Below are 16,598 nucleotides of genomic sequence, written 5' to 3' on the forward strand. Positions count from 1 at the left end.
GCGCGGTTGGCGAGTGTCTGGACTCATCAACCGCGCACAGGGGCCCTGCCCCCATGCCCTAAACTAAGCGCACGCTTAGAAGCCTTCGGAAGGAGAACGCGATGGGGATCCTGGACAGGTTCCGGCTGGACAACAAGGTCGTCGTCGTGACCGGCGCCTCCTCGGGTCTTGGGGTGGCCTTCGCGGTGGCCTGTGCTGAGGCGGGCGCCGACATCGTGCTCGCGGCCCGTCGCGTCGACAAGCTCGAGCGGACAGCCGAACTCGTGCGCAACACCGGCCGAGAGGCACTGTGCGTGTCGACCGACATCGCCGATCCGGATCAGGCCCAGCACATGATCGATGCCGCAATGGAGTGCTTCGGCCGGGTGGACGTGCTGGTGAACAATGCCGGGATCGGCACGGCGCACCCCGCGACGCGGGAGACCCCGGAACAGTTCCGGCAGGTGATCGACATCAACCTCAACGGTGCCTATTGGGCCGCGCAGGCCTGTGGCCGGGTGATGGCGCCGGGTTCGGCGATCGTCAACATCTCCAGTGTCCTCGGCCTGACCACCGCGGGGTTGCCGCAGGCCGCCTACGCCGCCAGCAAGGCCGGGCTGATCGGACTGACCCGCGACCTGGCCCAGCAGTGGGGCACCAGAAGGGGCATCCGGGTGAACGCGATCGCGCCCGGTTTCTTCAAGTCCGAGATGACCGATTCCTACCAGGACGGGTACCTCGACAGCATGGCGCCGCGATTGGTTCTGGGCCGGATCGGCGACCCGGAGGAACTCGCCGCCACCCTCGTCTGGCTCGCCTCGGACGCGGCCGCCTATGTCACCGGGCAGACCATTCCGGTCGACGGTGGACTCACGATCACCTGAGCGGGCCGAGGCGCGGTGCCAGGGACACGCCGCATCATCGCTGAGGAATGATCTCGCGCATGCCGCCGTGGTGTACCGCGGTCTGCACCCGGCCGTCGTGACCGAGTTCGACGCGACCGACGCGAGCGCCGTTCTCGGACAGGATGGTGGCAACGGTCGCCCGTCCCGCGGGCAGGACGCGGGCGGTCAACTTCCCGCCTTCTGTGTCCTGCAGGGCGTCGATCAACGCGGAGTGCAGTTGCGACACCAGGGCTTGCGGTCCGTCGCGGAGTCCGCCGTCGTCGAGGAGGATCACCCTGGCGCCGCGCCTCCTTGCCGATTCCACGGCGCGGCTGACCCCCTCGTCGGACGCGAGCACGGGAGCACGGCGGGTGTCGCGCAGGCGCTCCTCCAGCAGCCCGCATTCCTCGCGGCATCCGTCGCCGAACTCGTCCCCGGTCGCGGACCTCTCGAGGAGCGGCCGGGCCAGCAGGTCCAACCGGGTCAGCTGGGAGTCGCGTTCGCGCAGCACGGCCTGGGTCATCGCCTCGTCCGCGGCCCGCTCGGACTCCTGCTCGCGCAGCCTGAACACCGCGGGGCCAACCGGTCGGATGCTGAACGCGAAGAACACCGACATCAGCACGGGTGCGAGATTGATTGAAGCCAAACGGATTCCGGTGCCCCATCCCTGGCCGGTCGCGTCGGACCAGGCCCCGCTGGTGAGGACCATCAGCGCGGCGCCGGCAAAGGCGTATGGCGCACGGCCGCGCACCGACATGTAGACCAGCACAGCGGTCACCGCCCGAATCTGCCAGGCGGAGTCCAGAGTCCAGCCCGGCACGGGCAGCTGCCACAGGACCAGTGCGCACGCGACCGGTCCGAGAGCGGTGAGTGCGAGCGTGTAGGCCATCGGCAGCGGGTCCCCGGGGACGGCGATGATCACCACCGCCGCGGCGGTGACCAGCACGGCTGCCAGGACGATCGGCCAGACATGCTGCACCCCGTCGAGATTGGCGAGGGCCGCCAGGGTGAAGCTCAGGCAGAAAAGAGCAGCGAGCACCTTCGCCGCCGGACGGTCCATGCCGAGCAGCACGCGCACGTCGCGCACGTCGCGCGGCGGGACCTCGCTCACGGGGCCGCCCATCGGAGCGTGACCTGGGTACCGCGGTCCGGGACCGAGTGGATCTCCGAGGTGCAGCCGGCCGCTGCCATGCGCGCACTGATGCTCACGCTGATCCCCAAGCGGTACTGCGGGACCCGGGCCGGATCGAAGCCGCGGCCGTTGTCGGCGACAAGCATCCGCAGGCCCTCGGTGTCCACGTCGATGATCACCAGTCGGTCGGCCTCCACCTCCGGGTGGTCGGCGTGCCGCAGGCTGTTCCGAAGCGCCTCGGCAGCGGCGGATGCCATCGCGCGCGCGACCTCCCTGGGAACGGTCAGCGCTGCGTCCCGGACCTCGAGGTCGACGGACGCGTCCTCGTCGACCTCGACCAGCGCGGTGCGGATCAGCGCAACCGCGGCGTCCACGTCGAGGTCCTCGGTGGCGACGTCGCTGGCGCGTAGCCGATCGAGTTCGGCCAGCGCGACGGCCGACTGCCCGCTGAGATGATCGGTGTTGCCGTGCCGGGAGATGCCGAGCAGCGTCGACATGATGCGGTCGTGGATGAGCCCGTCGAACCGCTTGCGTTCCACGTACAGCGCGGAGGCGGCGGCGGTCGCCGCGGACTGGCGCTTGGCTGCGGCGAGGGTGCGGTCGAGGGTGCGTCCGGACTGGACCGCGGCGATGGTCGCGACGACGAACAGGCTGTTGGTCATCACAACGTAGAAGGTCTCCGCCAGCAGTGGACTCTGTGAGTCGCCGCGGGTGACGTGACGGATCACCTCTGCAGTGCTGGCGCTGACCACGAGGAACAGCACGCTCGGCGCCGGACGCCAGCCCAGCGCCGCCGCCATCGCCACCAGACCAGGGATCGCGGACATCCACACCTCGCGGGTCGGCGAGATCTGTCCCTGCAGCGCGACCAGCCAGCCGGCTGCCGCGAGGAGGTAGGTCGCGGCGCAGAGCGAGCCGAGACCGCGAACCCAACGGAGGTCCTTGGCGAAGCTTGCGGGCCACAGGGCGAGTAGGGGAACGAAGACGACAACCGCGGCCACCGGGGTGTACCACGGTGCGAGTTCACGGGACTGGATGATGAGGATGGGAATCAGCACCACGCAAAAGACCAGCGCTCCGGCGCCGATCACGCGGGCAAAGGTGCGGATGATCTTCTCTTCGGCGGTGCCGATCCGATTGACGCGTCTCGTCATCCGCGTCCGCGGTCCGTCATTCACGCGGGCACTGCCGAAGGCCGGTTCACAGCTCGTCGAGCGAGATCAACTCGTCCTGCACGGCGCGGGCGACGAGCGCGGCCTTCGTCGGGGCCGAGCGGCCGACCTGGTTGTACTTGGCGCGGATGCGTGCGAGATGGGTGTTCACGGTGCCGACGGACAGGTACAGGTCGGCGGCGACGGTGTTCTTGGAATCGCAGCGCAGCCACTGGAGCAGCACCTCGACCTCGCGCGGCGACAGCGCCGGCCTGCGCAGGCTGCGCGGTTCCGGTCGCGCCGCGGGGGCGTGCGCATGGTGGTGCTGTTCGTCGACTGCGGTTCTCATGTCACGACCCCCGGACGTACGCGGCTGGCCGAGGGCACGACCCCTCGTCGCGGGCCCTCCTTGCGGATCGAGGCTATGGGGTGGGACGCGATCTGCCGAGACGGCAGTTTCCTGCCCATGAAACCAGGGGCACGGTTAGCTGAGCGAAGCTTCGGCGTCCGCGGGGTGGCCGTCGTGGTCGAACTCGGTGCGTCGAACCCGGTCGGCGCTGCTGGCGAGCACCGTTGCCATCGTGGCGCGGCCGGGGGGTAGGACGCGCACCGTGATCGCCCCGTCGGTGGCCGCGGAGAGCTCGGCCGCCACCATGCCGAGGAATCGGTCCGGCGCCCCGCCCCCGTCGTCAACGGCGCGGTCGTCGAGCAGGACGACCTCGACTCCCCTGCCCCGGGCGGCGCGTGCGGCGGCGGACACGACGGGTCCGGAAAGACCAGGGGCACGCAGGATGTCGCGCAGGTGCGCCTCGAGCAGCCGGCAGGCGATCCGCTCGTTCTCATCGAGTTCGACGCCGGTGGCGATCCGGTCGAGCAGCGGCCTGGCCAGCTCGTCGAGGCGACGCAGCTGTCGGTCGCGTTCCTCGAGCACCGCGGAGTCGGCGGCCTCGGCTGCGACGCGCTGGACGGTCTGCTCGCGGAGCTCGAAGATCTCCTTCGCGGCCGGTCGGACGGTGTAGGCGACGAAGGTGGCCATCAGCAGCGGCGCCATGTTGATCGCCGACATGCCGAGGCCGTAGCCGGCGCCCTGCCCGGTACGCATCGCCCACAGCACGCAGCTGCCGAGCATCGCTGTCATGCCGAGCCAGCCGAGTGCGATCCGGCCGCGTACGCACATGTACGCCAGGATCGCGGTTCCCGCGCCGAGCGGCCAGGTCTGCAGCAGCCCGTCGACCGGGACGGGGACCACGGACAGCACCAGGTTGAGCGCGATCGGGCCTGCGAGTGCCATCGCCACCGCCGGACGGAACGGCAAGGGGTCTCCCGCGATCCGGACGAGGGTGATCGCGCCCGCGCTGACGACGAGCCAGGCTGCCAGCTCCGCCCACACCGCGCCGGGTCCCGGGCTCGAGCTGAGGGAGAGCAGCAGGAAGGTCAGCACATAGGCGGCGACGAGGGCCTTCGCTCCGCGCGTGTGCAGCCCGAGCAGCTCACGGACGTCCCGGGTTCCGCCCGCGGTGCTCATGACGAGCTCCAGGCCAGGTGGACCCGGGTGCCTGCCCCCGGCGCGGTCTCGATCCGGGCGGACCCGCCGTGGAGCTGCCGCATCCGCCCGTTGATGCTCACGGACACCCCGAGTCGGTGTGCGGGGACCGCGGCGGGGTCGAAGCCCCGCCCGTCGTCCGCGACCAGGACGGCGATCCCCTCCCGCGCCACCGCGACCTCCACCGAGCGGGTCGCGGCCTCGCCCGCGTGGCGACTGCTGTTGCGCAGTGCCTCCGCGAGGGCCGCGGACAGGGCTCGGGCCGTCTCGGCCGGGACGGTGAGAGTTTCTGCGCCGTCGAGCCTTTCGACGTGCAACGTGACTCCTTCGTCCACATCGGTCGCCGCCGCGCGGAAGAGGGAGAGTGCCTCCTCGCAGCCGAAATGCTCCTGTGTGCCCCGACCGTCGCGCAGGGCGTCGAGCTGGCGGAGCGTCGTGGTCGCGAGGCGGCTGACCGCGGGCGTCGCACCCTGCCGGGACGCGGCCAGCAGGGTGGACATCACGCCGTCGTGGATCAGTGCGTCGAAGCGTTCGCGTTCGACGGTGCGCGCGCGCCGTGCGGCCGCGGCGGCCGCCGCGGCGTGGGTGGCATCGGTGGTGGCATCGAGGACCCGGCCGGTGCGCAGCGCCATCACCGCCGCGCCGACGAAGAGTGTGCAGAACATGATGGCGAAGGTGATCTCCGGGAGCAGCAGCTCCCTTGGTGCGTCCTCGTGTGCGGCGAAATTGGCGATCTGGACTGTGACGCACCCGATCACCAAGTGCGCGAACATCATCCATGTCGGCCATGTCGAAACGACCGCGAGGCTCGCCAGGCCCGGGAAGGTGGCCAACCACAGGAGTTCGCCACTGGGGAGTGGCGGGCCGTTCCAGGCCAGGGGCCAGCTGAACACCGCCAGCAGGAACGCCGTGGCCGCGACCCCGGAGGCGATTCGCATCGGCCGGGTGTCGCGGCGGAACGACAGCGCGCCGGGAAGCAGCCCCGACCCGTAGACGGCGGCCACGATCACGGGGGTCCACCAGGCGTCCATCCGCGGCGCCATGGATATCGCGGCAGGCAACAGCAGGATCAGGTAGGCCGCGTAGCCGGCGCTGATCAACCGCGCGACCATCCGCGAGATGTGATCGGAGGACTCGTGGCGCGGACTGTTCGCCGGTGTGATCACGGCCGGCCGGGGTGCAGCAGCGGTGGCGGTAGCCACCCGTCCTCCACCGCCCGCTTGTACAGATCGGTCTTGGTGCGGGCAGGCCTGCCGGCCTCGGCGTACTTGGCACGGATCCTGGCCAGGTAGTCGTTGACGGTGTGCGGGGCGAGGCCGGTCAGGCTGGCGACGCGGGCGGCCTTCTCTCCAGAGGCATAGAGCGCGAGCACATCTCGTTGGCGAGGGCTGAGGCCGACATCGTGCAGGCCGGGGTCGCCGTCGATAGCGGCGGCCCATTCGGTGGTCACCACCTGCTCGCCGTTCGCGGCCGCGGTGATTGCGGCGACGACGGTGGCGGTGGGCTCGGACTTACGCAGCACGCCGAGTACCCCGGCCTTTGCGGCGAGCCGCACCAGGTAGGGATTCTCCGCCCCCGTGAACACGAGGGTCTCGAGTCCGGCGTCCCGTAGTTGCTCGACATTCGTCTTGGGGGAGGAGCCGTCGGAGAGTCGAAGGTCGAGGATGACGAGATCCAGATCGACGCCGAGCGCGAGCAGTTCGGGCACGGTGGGGGCCGACGCCACGATCACCAGATCCGGTTGGTCGGCCAGCATCGCCTCGAGGCCCATCACGACGGATTCGTGGTCCTCGACGATGCCGACGCGTCGCGGGTCCGCTTCGGCCACGGGGAGATGGTCTGCGTTCGACGAATTCTCGGTCAATCTGCTCCTCGCACCGGGGGTTCTCGGCACCGTGCCCATCGCGTTATCGGGCGGGCCGCGGATGACGTTAACAGCCGGCCTCGACGTTCGAGGGCTCGACCGGCATTCACCATTCCATGCGAAGTGTAATTACGTTACGTAATCGATCTGAGGCGCGCTATCCGCCGAATGAGGGACAGTCGATTCAGGGGCATGTGTAACGGATAGTCACTGGTAGGCGATGGATCTGTCCCGCTCTATCGGGAAATGGAATGGCATCTGGACAACTGTTCAAGATCATTTGGACGATTGACCCGAAACGCCGGAAATTCGATACAGCGTTGTGATAAACACATGCAATCGCAAACCGGCTACCGGAGTCAGGCGCCGCCTCACCTGCGAACCGGCCGCGATGTCGAGACCCTCTGAACGAGCACGGATGTCCGAAACCGAGCCCACTCGACTGGGCGCACGTAACCAGATCCGATCACCGACTCTCCCTGACCCCCGACGGGGGTCCGACGAAAGCTGAGCTCTTACATGAACAAGCAGACCAAGGGCGCCATCGCCGCCGGCGCGGCCGCACTCCTCCTCGCAGGTGGCGCGGGCACCATGGCCGCCTGGAACTCCTCGCAGACCGTCGGTGGCGGCGCCGTCAACTCCGGCACCTTGTCGTTGACGCAGACGGGCTCCACGGGATGGACCGAAGGCAACGGCACCGCCATCGCCGACATCTCCCAGTTCAAGGCGGTGCCCGGCGATATCGTCGTCTACAACGCCAGCTTCAACGTCGGTGCGAAGGGTAAGAACCTGCACGCGACCCTGACTGCCGATCCCGCGACGATCACCGGCGGCGCCGAGCTCCTCGCGGCTCTGGGGCAGGAGACCACCGCGACCATCGGTGCCACGCCGCTGGCCGGTGGAGCAATCACCGAGGCCAACGACGGCAGCACGGTCAATGTGAAGGTGAAGTTCACCTTCGACAACGCCACCACCGGCACCACCGCGCAGGGACAGAGCGTCAACCTGTCGAACTTCGCCGTCAAGCTGCAGCAGAACTAGCACCGCAACGCCTGGCCGCCATCCGGCGAGCACCCGGAGGCGTCGGTCGTCGGCCCGGCCCGATCCCGGGCCGGCCGCCGACGCCGATGCGGGGATCGCGGGCCAGGTGATCAATCGCGTCCCGCGTCGGCATCGCCACGCACACATCGACTCTCGGCGCTGCGGCGCCCCGTTGGACTGAGCAGGAAAGGCATATCAATGTCTCGTCATGAGGATTCGAGTTCGGTGTCGGGGCTGGGCGCCCGGGCGCGTTCTGTGATGTCGGGGAGAAAGCCGCGGGCGATTGCGTCGCTGGGGATTGTGTTGGGTCTCGGGGCGATCGGGACGTTGGCAGCCTGGAGTGACACGGCGACCGCAACGTCAGGTGTGTTCAGCACGGGGTCGATCGATCTGCAGCTCAACGGGGATTCCGGGTCGACGGTCGGGTTCACGACCCTGACCAAGACCGGAATGATGCCGGGCAACAGCGTCGCGGCGACGCTGCCGGTGAAGAACAACGGTTCGGGACCGTTCTCCTACACGATGGCGGCGTCGTCGACGTCCTCGGCGTTGGCGCAGTACCTCAAGGTGACGGTGTCCACCGGGACGTCGAACGGCACCGCGTGTAGCGGTGGCACGGTGATCGCGAACAACGTCGCCCTGGTGTCGGGCGGCTCGGCCAACCTGATCGGAACGGGTCGTTCGTTGGCCAACGGCGTGAGCGAAACCCTCTGCTTCCAGGTGGTGTTGGACTCGGCGGCGCCGACGGCCGCGCAGAACCAGACGGTCAACACCTCCTTCAACTTCAACGCGACGACGGCCTGAGCGCGCCATGACCGACCACCAGAATCCAGTGGATTCCACGAGTTCTCGCTCCGGGCGTGACATCGCCCTGAACGTGGGTGCCATCGCGGGCCTGATCTGCGTGCTGGCCGCCGCGGCGTCGTTCTTCTTCGGCATCAAGCCGCTGATCTTCCGCTCCGGTTCGATGTCTCCGGAGATCTCCACCGGGGCCCTCGCGCTCTCGAAGCCCGTGCCTGCCTCCGAGCTGAGCGTCGGCGACATCGTCAGTGTCGAGAACGAGCAGGGCACGCGGATCACCCACCGCGTGCACGAGATCGTCTCCGCCGACGGCGACAGCTCCGTGCTGATCCTCAAGGGCGACGCGAACCAGGACGCGGACATCTCCCCGTACACGGTCACCGAGGCCGACCGGGTGTTCTTCAGCCTTCCCGGACTGGGATACGTGGTGGCGTGGCTGTCCTCGCCGATCGCGATCTTCCTCGGCGGCGCCTTTGTCGGCGGCCTGATGGTCATCGCCTTCCGTCCCACCTCGGGTCGCAAGGGCGACGACGGGGATGCGGGCACCGGTGGCGCTCCGGCCGCGCAGGACCAGGTGGTGTCGGAGCAGGATCAGGTGATGTCCCAGCCGAGCCCGGGGGCATACGACGGAACCGACACTCCGACACAGCATTTCGCGGTACCTGCCCGGTCATTGATGGCCCTCGGTGCCGCGTCGCTGGCGGTGCTCGGTATGACCCAGGTCGCCGGCACCAGCGCGGCGTGGACGAAGACCTCCGCCGCGACGAGCTCGTTCGGATCGGCGGTCGACTTCCTGCCCGCTCCGAAGTGGCTGGGCTGCGAGAGCAACAGCAGCTACGTCCGAATGAAGTGGGAGCATCTCGGCCCGGGCTACACCTACGACATCAAGTTGTATGACGCCTGGGGTGGCAGCTGGAATCCCACGATTCCGCCGAACAAGGGTGACCAGGTCTACATCGATGTGAACGCGTACAACAATGTGTACGAGACGGCCTCGTCGTCCCGTATCGAGGTGAAGGCGGTGCGGAACGGGCAGGTCGGTACCGGCATGGTCGGCGAGAAGATCTGGGCCTACACGCTCTGGAACATCAAGTGCGATGGCAAGATCTCGAGCGGGCCCCAGGCGCTGATGGCTCCCGGTGGGGCCGAGGCGATGATGGCCCGAGCGGCTGCGCCCGAGACAACGACAACGGCGCCATCGACAACGACCGCCGCGCCATCGACGACGACGGCTGCGCCGACGACTACTACGACCACGACGACTGCGCCGTCCACCACGACGACCGCGCCGTCCACGACGACGGCTACGCCGACGACCACCACGACTGCGCCGACCACCACGACGGCCACGCCGACGACAACGACGACGACCGTGCCGCCGACAACGACGACAACGACAACGACCACGACGACGGAACCCCCTGCCGCGGCGGAGGCCGTTGTGGCACAGGAGCCCTCGCCGACCCTCGGCGGTCTGACGCTGAGCAATCCGTCGCCGTCGGGAACGTACAAGGCCGGAGTGTCCGGTTCGAACGCGGTGGTGACCGATGCCTCGGGTGCCGAGGTGTTCAGCACCCCGGCGGGTGCGAACGCGATGGTGAAGTGGCAGGACGGGACCGACCGGCTGTGGATCATCGACGCCGACGCGCTGTATGTGGTCGATGGTTCGTCGGGCTGGACGAAGACGAAGGTGGATCCGAAGACCGGTGACGTGCCGGCCGCGATCGCGGAACTCGTCAAGTAACAGCCCGCTTCGGCGCCGAATCATCCAACCCCCGACGGGGTTCCGACGAAAGCTGATCATCAGATGAACAACAAGATGAAGGGCGCGATCGCGGCTGGGGCCGCGACCGTCCTGCTGGCCGGCGGTGCAGGCACTCTGGCGGCGTGGAACTCGGGGGCCAGCATCGGCGGCGGTGGGGTCGGTGCCGGTGCGCTCGCACTCAGACAGAGCGGCACGCCGAACTGGAAAGACCAGAACGGAGCCGTCTCCATCACCGGCTTCCGGGCGGTGCCGGGTGACGTCGTCACCTATACCGCTAGCTTCACGGTCACCGCACAGGGCACCAACCTTCGGGCGAACCTCGCAGTCGACGGCGCCACCATCACCGGCGACCCGGCGCTCAAGGCCGCGATGACGACCGCCGTCACCGCGACCGTCAACGGGGCACCGCTCCCGTCGGGCGCCGGGGGTGCCGTGATCACGCCCGCGCAGAACGGAAAGGTTGTCGACGTGAAGGTGACCTTCAACTTCGCGCAGGGAACCCAGGGCGTCACGGCGCAGACCGCCCAGATCGATCTGTCCAACTTCAACGTCACTCTGAAGCAGGTGTAGGCACCATGTCGAACAAGACTCGTTGGTTGGCGATCGGTGGCGCCGTGGTCGTCGGAGTGGCGCTGATGTCGGCCCAGCAGACCGGCGCACTGTGGAGCAAGTCCGTGGCCGTCGACGCCGGCTCGATCCACTCGGGCATCCTGGATCTATCTGTGGGACAGGGTGGTACCACGAACTACCCGTTCTCGGCCCTGGCTGGGGCGAACCTGATGCCGGGCGCGTACGCCCAGGCGCCGGTGACCATTTACAACTCTGGCAACGTGCTGATGAAGTACCGGCTGCAGAACGCCGCGCAGTCCAATGCCGCTGTGCCGCTGGAGCTGACGGTCTCGACGGTGGGCTCCGAGTCCGCGTGCCCCGCGCAGGGTGACCCGGCAGGAGCGACGCAGCTCTACGCCGGCGCGATGATCGGTGCTCAGGCCCCGGCGGCTCCGGATTGGCGCACGGTGCAGCCGGGCGCGAGTGAGGTGCTGTGCCTGCGGGGCACGGTGGGGGCCGCCGCGGCGCCGAGCGCAAGCACCACCGCGACGTTTACGTTCGCGGCCGAATCCCGATGAGCCACGCGGTGCAGGACGCCGATACGGACACCAGTGTGTGGGGTTGGATCAAGAGCATCGTCTCGTGGCTCTTGCTCCTGGTGCTGGTGGCAATCCTCGCGCTGACGATCGTCATCCCGCGGCTCACCGGGTCGACGCCCTACACCGTGCTCACGGGCTCGATGGTGCCCACCTATCCGCCAGGAACCCTGATCGTGGTGAAGCCGCAGGACCCGACCGCGCTGACGGCAGGCGATGCGATCACCTTCCAGAAGGAATCGGGGAAGCCCGAGGTGGTCACCCATCGCATCACCATGGTGCGCAAGAACTCGCAGGGCGAGACCACCTTCGTCACCCAGGGTGACGCGAACCCGTCGCCGGACACCAATCCGGTTGTTCCGGAGCAGGTTCGAGGCAAGGTCTGGTACAGCGTGCCCTATATGGGCTACGTCAACAGCCTCATCACCGGCAAGCAGCGTGCGCTGATGATCACGGTTGTGGTCGGCGGGCTGTTCCTCTACGCCGGGTGGATGTTCGTCGGCGCGTTCCGGGAACGGTCGCGCGACAAGTCCGCACCCGCCGACGACTTCAAGCCCGCCGACGCCTGAATCGCGTCCGTCTCTGGCACGAACACTGATAGCGCAGGGCACCGCGCCGACGCCTCCCATCTTCTGGGTGGTGTCGGGCGGTGCCCTGTGGTTTCACCTAGGCGGCGAAGGTGAGTTGGTTGCGCCGGTTGTGTGCCGGCATGGGTTGTCGTTGGGGGTCGATCCAGGGTGGTGGGGTGAACCTGGGGGTCCCCCCTGGACGAAGTCCTTGGGGGAGGGTGGCCGTCGTCTTTGTTGATGTGGACGGTCCAGTCGCCGCGGTGGATGGTGGTGTGGTGGAAGCGGCAGAGCAGCACCAGGTTTGACAGGTTGGTGGGTCCGCCGTTGGACCAGTGCTGAATATGGTGGCCTTCGGTCCAGGCTGCGGGTCGCCCGCAGCCGGGGAAGGCGCAGCCGCAGTCACGGGCGTTCAGGGCGCGGCGAAGCCTGCGAGGGATCAGGCGGGTGGTGCGACCGACATCGATCGGGTTGCCGTCGGAGTCCATGGTGATGGGGGTGATGTCGGCGTCACAGGAGATCTGGGCGGCGAGGTCGAGGGAGATCGGTCCGAGCCAGGGCATCCAAGCAGGTCCGCGCCGCCGCCCACGCTGGCCGTGTTCGTGATGGTGGTGGTCGTCGGTGGTGGCGGCGAGGTCGTCGGCGTCGACGAAGACGTTGATGTGGGGTCGTTCGCCGCCTTCGCTGGGCGCCTGCCCGGAGTCCAGAAAGCTGCGGACGATGTGGGTGAAGGCGTCGGCCCGGCGTTGCGCGGGGGTGCGTTGGTCCTTGCCGGTTTGTCCGTCGCGGTTGTCGGCCCCGGGGCGCGGCTTGGACAGTGCTGACAGGGCGGTGAGGAGGGCTTCGCCGGAGGCGGCGTCGAGGTGTCCCTTGAGGTGGACGCGACCGCCGAGTCCGGGTGAGGCGTGGAATTCGTTGAGTTCGGCGTTCTCGGAGTCGGGGTTCTTCTTGTCGCCGTTGAGGATCTGATCGAGGGCCTTCGCGCGGCGGGCGAGGGTGGTGGAGTCTTCGGTGCGGGCGGCGTAGAGGAGGTAGCGGGCGCAGGCTTGTGTTCGGGTGGCGTCGGTTCCGACGATGTCTAACACCTTCGCAGCGTCGCCATCACTGTCCCCACCACCGTCACCGTCGGTCTTGTCCGCGGCGGTGTTGTCGTCGGAGTGGGCCGGGGCATCGGGATCGGGCACCTTGTCCAGGAGTTCGACGATCACCCGGATCTGGTCGTGGTCGCTTTCTCCGGCGTCGAACGCGGCGGCCACCTCCGGATGCTTCGCCAGCTCCCGTCCGAGCCGGACGATCTTATTGGCCTGGCCGGGCGTCATGGTGGTCGCTCCGGCGAGCCAGTTGCCGGGCGACGATGCGCCGACCTTTTCGGCCACGCACCGCTGATCGACCTGATGCATCAGACGCACGCGCAGCGCCTCGAGCTGCCGCATCCGCAGCGAGAGCTCGGGAACCAGCCTCAGGAGCTCAGCGTCGGCGAGCTGCCATGCGACCACATCCTGTGGCGCGGTGAGCATCTCGTCGAGATCCATGTTCGAAGCATACTCGAACAGGTGTTCGACAGCAAGGAATGTTGCTCAACCAGATTTCTTTGAACAATTGCGGCGATTGGGGCGGTGGTCGGTAAGCCAACCTCGGAGCGCGCACGCAAACGCCCCCCACCTTCGCGGTGAGGGGCGTTTCCGGTGAAGCCTTGGGGCTCGGTCGATTACGAGCCGAAGATGCTGCCCAGATCGCCGAGCGAGCCGGAGGAGGATCCGGCGGAGCCGGTGCCCGGCTCGACCGGGGTGGTGGTGACGGTGACGGTGAGGGCCTCGGAGGTGGAGGCGATGAAGCCGTCGGCACCGTTGTAGACGGCGGTGATGCTGTGCGCGCCTGCGGTGGTGAGGATCTGCGTCCGCTTCGCGACACCGTTGGTCAGCGGCACCGGGTTACCGATGATGGCGCCGTTGTCCTTGAACTGGACGGTGCCCGTGGCGCCGGCAGGGGCCACGGTCGCGGTCAGCTCGAACGCGGTGGTGGAGTTGGCGGTGGCCGGTCCGGTCAGCGTGGTGGTGGTCGCGACCGCGGCTGCGTCCTGCTCGAAGTCGAGGGCGAAGTCCGGGTTGACCGACTGGTTCTGGGACTCGTTGCCTGCCTCGGCGGGCATGCCGACCACCAGCATCACCTTCGCGGTCTGCCCGGCGCCGAGGTGGGTCGACTGGAGCTCGGTGCCCGGCGCGGCCAGGTTGTTGGTGAGGTCCACGATGGCGCCCGAGGCGTCGTTGACCTCCACGCGCACGTACGCCTGCATGTCCGGGGCGGTCTTCGTCCAGTTCCCGAGGTACACCTGCAGGGTGCCGCCCTGGCTGGTCGGGTTCTTCGCGTAGAAGGTGGTGGTGAGTTCTCCGCCAGGGATCAGCTCGCCCTGGAAGTCGGGGATCAGGGACATGTCGCCCCAGGTCGAGTTGTCCGCGGAGTACTGAAGGGCAGTGGGGTCGGCGTGCGCGGCGGCGGGCATCACCAGTGCACCGAACGCTGCCAGGAACAGTGCAAGTATCGCGCCGCCAAAGGCAGTGGTCAGCCGCTTGAGGCCGCCGGGTGCGCTGATGGTAGTCGTCATGGCGCGGAGCCTAATGTGGCGAGTGACCCAAGCGTTCAGTTTCGGTTAAACAATCTTGTCCGCTGAACGCAGGACAATTGTGCACGCTGTGTTGCCCCCGGCGGCGTGAAATGCGCACGTGTGCCGAGGGTGCGTTCGGGGGAGTAAGGTATCGGGGTCCGAAAGAGTCGAGGGAAGAGGAGGTGTGGCTTGCCGTGAAGAGCCAACCTCCGAGTACCTACCGAAGTCGCCGCTAGCCCGTCGGGCACCCCTGCCCACGCCAGGCGACTTCTCCGATCACACCCGCGCCGCTCCAGTCCGCGGCACGCGCCCGTGCATCCGACTCATGCGAAAGCCGCCCTCATGCGTGAAAAGCGACCCTTCCGTCCGCTGCTTCCCAGCCGATCCGCCAACCCCTCGAGCGATCTGATCGTCCCCGAGCACTCGATGGCTCCACACCCGACGCCGCCCGCCCCCGCGGTGGTGCCGGTGGAGGCAAGCGTGGTCAACAGTGCGGTCTACCGCGACGGCGCCCGGATCGAGACGCCCGCCAGCCTGGCCGAGGCACTGCGCAGCCTGCCGGACGAGTCATCCATGGCGTGGATCGGGATGTACCGGCCGGACGAGGAGCAGCTGCAGGCCGCAGCCAAGCAGTTCGGGCTGCACGAGCTGGCCGTCGAGGACGCCATCGTCGCGCATCAGCGGCCCAAGCTCGAGCGTTACGGTGACACCCTGTTCGTGGTGCTGCGGGCCGCCCGGTACCTGGACGAAACCGAGCGAGTCGACTTCGGTGAGCTGCATGTCTTCTGTGGTCCGACGTTCGTGATCACGGTGCGGCACAGCGAATCGCCGGACCTGTCCGCGGTGCGCAGACGAATGGAGAACGACCCGGAGCTGCTCAAGCTCGGTCCGGAGGCGGTGCTCTACGCGATCCTGGACGCGGTGGTCGACGGGTACGCACCGGTGGTCGCCGGACTGCAGAACGACATCGACGAGATCGAGACCGAGGTCTTCAGCGGCGACCCGAAGGTGTCGCGGCGCATCTACGAACTCTCCCGCGAGGTCATCGAGTTCCAGCGCGCCACCAAGCCGCTGCTCGACATGCTGCGTGGGCTGTCCGCGGGTTTCGAGAAGTACAACACCGACGAGGAACTGCAGAAGTACCTGCGCGATGTCACCGACCACGCCACCACGGTGGTCGAGCGGGCGGATGGGTTCCGGCAGCTGCTCGGCAACATCCTCACGGTGAACGCGACCCTGGTGTCGCAGACCCAGAACGAGGAGATGTCGGCGCTCACCCAGGCCAGCTACGCACAGAACGAGGAGATCAAGAAGGTCTCCGCATGGGCGGCAATCCTGTTCGCCCCCACGCTGATCGGCACCGTCTACGGCATGAATTTCGACAGCATGCCGGAACTGCACTGGGTGGGCGGTTACCCGATGGCGCTGCTGATGATGGCGCTCACGTGTATCACCCTGTACACGATCTTCAAACGCCGCGGCTGGCTTTAGGAAGCGACTACAGGTCGTCCGTGCAGACGGCGAACCTGCGCTCGTCGTAGACGAATCCGCTGGGGGTGGAGCACTTCTCGACGTCCGTGACGTCGGTGATGATCTCCGCCACCCGGACGCCCTCGCGGGTGGGAGTCGCGCAGTCGATGTGGACGGGCTGATCGTCGGCCAGATCCATGCACCCGCCGACCACCCAGTCGATGTCGAGGCAGAGCGCGCCCTGCTCGTCGCCCATCAGGGTCTCGTAGTAGTAGGAGTCGGCATCGCTCACGCACTGCGCGTTGGTCGGCGCCTTCCCGATCACCTTGTAGTTCGCCGGGGCGCTGCCGCAGGGGGCCTTCGCCACGTTCGCATCTGCGACCGTGCCGGTCAGCTCGACGCACTCGCCGACCTCGACGTCGATCTCGACGGTGCCCCCAGCGTCTGCCTCCGGTACATCCGGCAACAGGGTGTCGGCCACGACGCCGCCGGCCTCGGGCACCGCCCGGCCGGTGATGTCGCTGCCGCAGGCGCCGAGCGTGAGGGCGGCGAGCATCAGGCTCGCGGCGGCGAGTCCACGCTGGAGGCGGTTGAGCGTCATAGTGCAATTGAATCACCCGGCTCCGGACCGGCCGCCGCTCGTCCCGTCCGCACC

At 68.1% G+C, this 16,598-nt stretch carries 17 protein-coding genes; 8 read left to right on the top strand and 9 right to left on the bottom strand.

From position 1 onward, the window contains the following. The first annotated feature begins 101 nt into the window (after nucleotides 1-101). Nucleotides 102-863: an SDR family NAD(P)-dependent oxidoreductase gene (locus FCG67_RS05455; protein WP_136907824.1), complete on the top strand. Its 762-nt coding sequence runs from the start codon at nucleotides 102-104 to the stop codon at nucleotides 861-863. Nucleotides 864-897: 34 nt separating this feature from the next. Here FCG67_RS05455 and FCG67_RS05460 read toward each other — a convergent pair whose 3' ends face one another. The 6 genes from FCG67_RS05460 to FCG67_RS05485 form a co-directional block, all read right to left on the bottom strand. Then, a complete protein-coding gene (locus tag FCG67_RS05460; protein ID WP_136907826.1) occupies nucleotides 898-1,974 on the bottom strand; it encodes a hypothetical protein in 1,077 nt (358 codons plus the stop codon). Next, nucleotides 1,971-3,149, bottom strand: a complete 1,179-nt coding sequence (locus FCG67_RS05465) for a sensor histidine kinase (RefSeq protein ID WP_136907828.1) — start codon at nucleotides 3,147-3,149, stop codon at nucleotides 1,971-1,973. The genes FCG67_RS05460 and FCG67_RS05465 overlap by 4 nt, the downstream gene beginning before the upstream one ends. A gap of 46 nt (nucleotides 3,150-3,195) precedes the next feature. Next, nucleotides 3,196-3,495, bottom strand: a complete 300-nt coding sequence (locus tag FCG67_RS05470) for a LuxR C-terminal-related transcriptional regulator (protein ID WP_136907830.1) — start codon at nucleotides 3,493-3,495, stop codon at nucleotides 3,196-3,198. Nucleotides 3,496-3,630: 135 nt separating this feature from the next. Next, nucleotides 3,631-4,671, bottom strand: a complete 1,041-nt coding sequence (locus tag FCG67_RS05475) for a hypothetical protein (RefSeq protein ID WP_136907832.1) — start codon at nucleotides 4,669-4,671, stop codon at nucleotides 3,631-3,633. Then, on the bottom strand, nucleotides 4,668-5,891 hold the full coding sequence (locus FCG67_RS05480) for a sensor histidine kinase (RefSeq protein WP_246044862.1): 1,224 nt from the start codon (nucleotides 5,889-5,891) through the stop codon (nucleotides 4,668-4,670). The genes FCG67_RS05475 and FCG67_RS05480 overlap by 4 nt, the downstream gene beginning before the upstream one ends. After that, a complete protein-coding gene (locus FCG67_RS05485) occupies nucleotides 5,852-6,460 on the bottom strand; it encodes a response regulator transcription factor (RefSeq protein WP_246044900.1) in 609 nt (202 codons plus the stop codon). The genes FCG67_RS05480 and FCG67_RS05485 overlap by 40 nt, the downstream gene beginning before the upstream one ends. A 612-nt stretch (nucleotides 6,461-7,072) precedes the next feature. Between FCG67_RS05485 and FCG67_RS05490 the strand changes: the two genes are divergently transcribed. The 6 genes from FCG67_RS05490 to FCG67_RS05520 all read left to right on the top strand — a co-directional run bounded on the left by FCG67_RS05490 (nucleotide 7,073) and on the right by FCG67_RS05520 (nucleotide 11,874). Continuing rightward, nucleotides 7,073-7,594 carry an alternate-type signal peptide domain-containing protein gene (locus FCG67_RS05490; RefSeq protein WP_136907836.1) on the top strand — a complete coding sequence of 174 codons (522 nt, stop codon included), beginning with the start codon at nucleotides 7,073-7,075 and terminating at the stop codon, nucleotides 7,592-7,594. Between the two features lie 258 nt (nucleotides 7,595-7,852). Next, the gene (locus FCG67_RS05495) at nucleotides 7,853-8,398 is read left to right on the top strand and encodes a SipW-dependent-type signal peptide-containing protein (protein WP_281282322.1); all 546 of its coding nucleotides are present in this window, start codon (nucleotides 7,853-7,855) and stop codon (nucleotides 8,396-8,398) included. A gap of 7 nt (nucleotides 8,399-8,405) precedes the next feature. Continuing rightward, complete coding sequence (locus FCG67_RS25160; RefSeq protein WP_211243116.1) at nucleotides 8,406-10,139, top strand: signal peptidase I; 1,734 nt, start codon at nucleotides 8,406-8,408, stop codon at nucleotides 10,137-10,139. Nucleotides 10,140-10,202: 63 nt separating this feature from the next. Beyond that, nucleotides 10,203-10,730, top strand: a complete 528-nt coding sequence (locus FCG67_RS05510) for an alternate-type signal peptide domain-containing protein (protein WP_136907839.1) — start codon at nucleotides 10,203-10,205, stop codon at nucleotides 10,728-10,730. Nucleotides 10,731-10,735: 5 nt separating this feature from the next. Then, a complete protein-coding gene (locus FCG67_RS05515) occupies nucleotides 10,736-11,287 on the top strand; it encodes a hypothetical protein (protein WP_136907841.1) in 552 nt (183 codons plus the stop codon). Next, nucleotides 11,284-11,874 (top strand): signal peptidase I, encoded by a 591-nt coding sequence (locus tag FCG67_RS05520; protein ID WP_136907843.1) that lies wholly within the window; start codon nucleotides 11,284-11,286, stop codon nucleotides 11,872-11,874. The genes FCG67_RS05515 and FCG67_RS05520 overlap by 4 nt, the downstream gene beginning before the upstream one ends. Here the strand turns inward: FCG67_RS05520 and FCG67_RS05525 are convergent. Both FCG67_RS05525 and FCG67_RS05530 read right to left on the bottom strand, forming a co-directional pair. Beyond that, entirely contained in the window at nucleotides 11,784-13,403 is a 1,620-nt protein-coding gene (locus FCG67_RS05525) for an HNH endonuclease signature motif containing protein (protein WP_136907844.1), read from the bottom strand. The two genes, FCG67_RS05520 and FCG67_RS05525, sit on opposite strands and share 91 nt — an antisense overlap. Before the next feature lie 176 nt (nucleotides 13,404-13,579). Continuing rightward, nucleotides 13,580-14,473: an Ig-like domain-containing protein gene (locus tag FCG67_RS05530; protein WP_136907846.1), complete on the bottom strand. Its 894-nt coding sequence runs from the start codon at nucleotides 14,471-14,473 to the stop codon at nucleotides 13,580-13,582. 342 nt (nucleotides 14,474-14,815) lie between these two features. Here FCG67_RS05530 and FCG67_RS05535 point away from each other — a divergent pair, with 342 nt between their 5' ends. Continuing rightward, nucleotides 14,816-15,964 (top strand): magnesium and cobalt transport protein CorA, encoded by a 1,149-nt coding sequence (locus tag FCG67_RS05535; protein WP_097213783.1) that lies wholly within the window; start codon nucleotides 14,816-14,818, stop codon nucleotides 15,962-15,964. A 7-nt stretch (nucleotides 15,965-15,971) separates the two neighbouring features. On the opposite strand, the gene lppU is transcribed toward FCG67_RS05535, so the two are convergent. After that, nucleotides 15,972-16,544, bottom strand: coding sequence for an LppU family putative lipoprotein (gene lppU / locus FCG67_RS05540; RefSeq protein ID WP_136907848.1), 573 nt, complete (start codon nucleotides 16,542-16,544; stop codon nucleotides 15,972-15,974). Nucleotides 16,545-16,598: the final 54 nt, after the last annotated feature.

This window comes from Rhodococcus oryzae (assembly GCF_005049235.1).
In the GTDB taxonomy this organism is placed as follows: domain Bacteria; phylum Actinomycetota; class Actinomycetes; order Mycobacteriales; family Mycobacteriaceae; genus Rhodococcus_G; species Rhodococcus_G oryzae.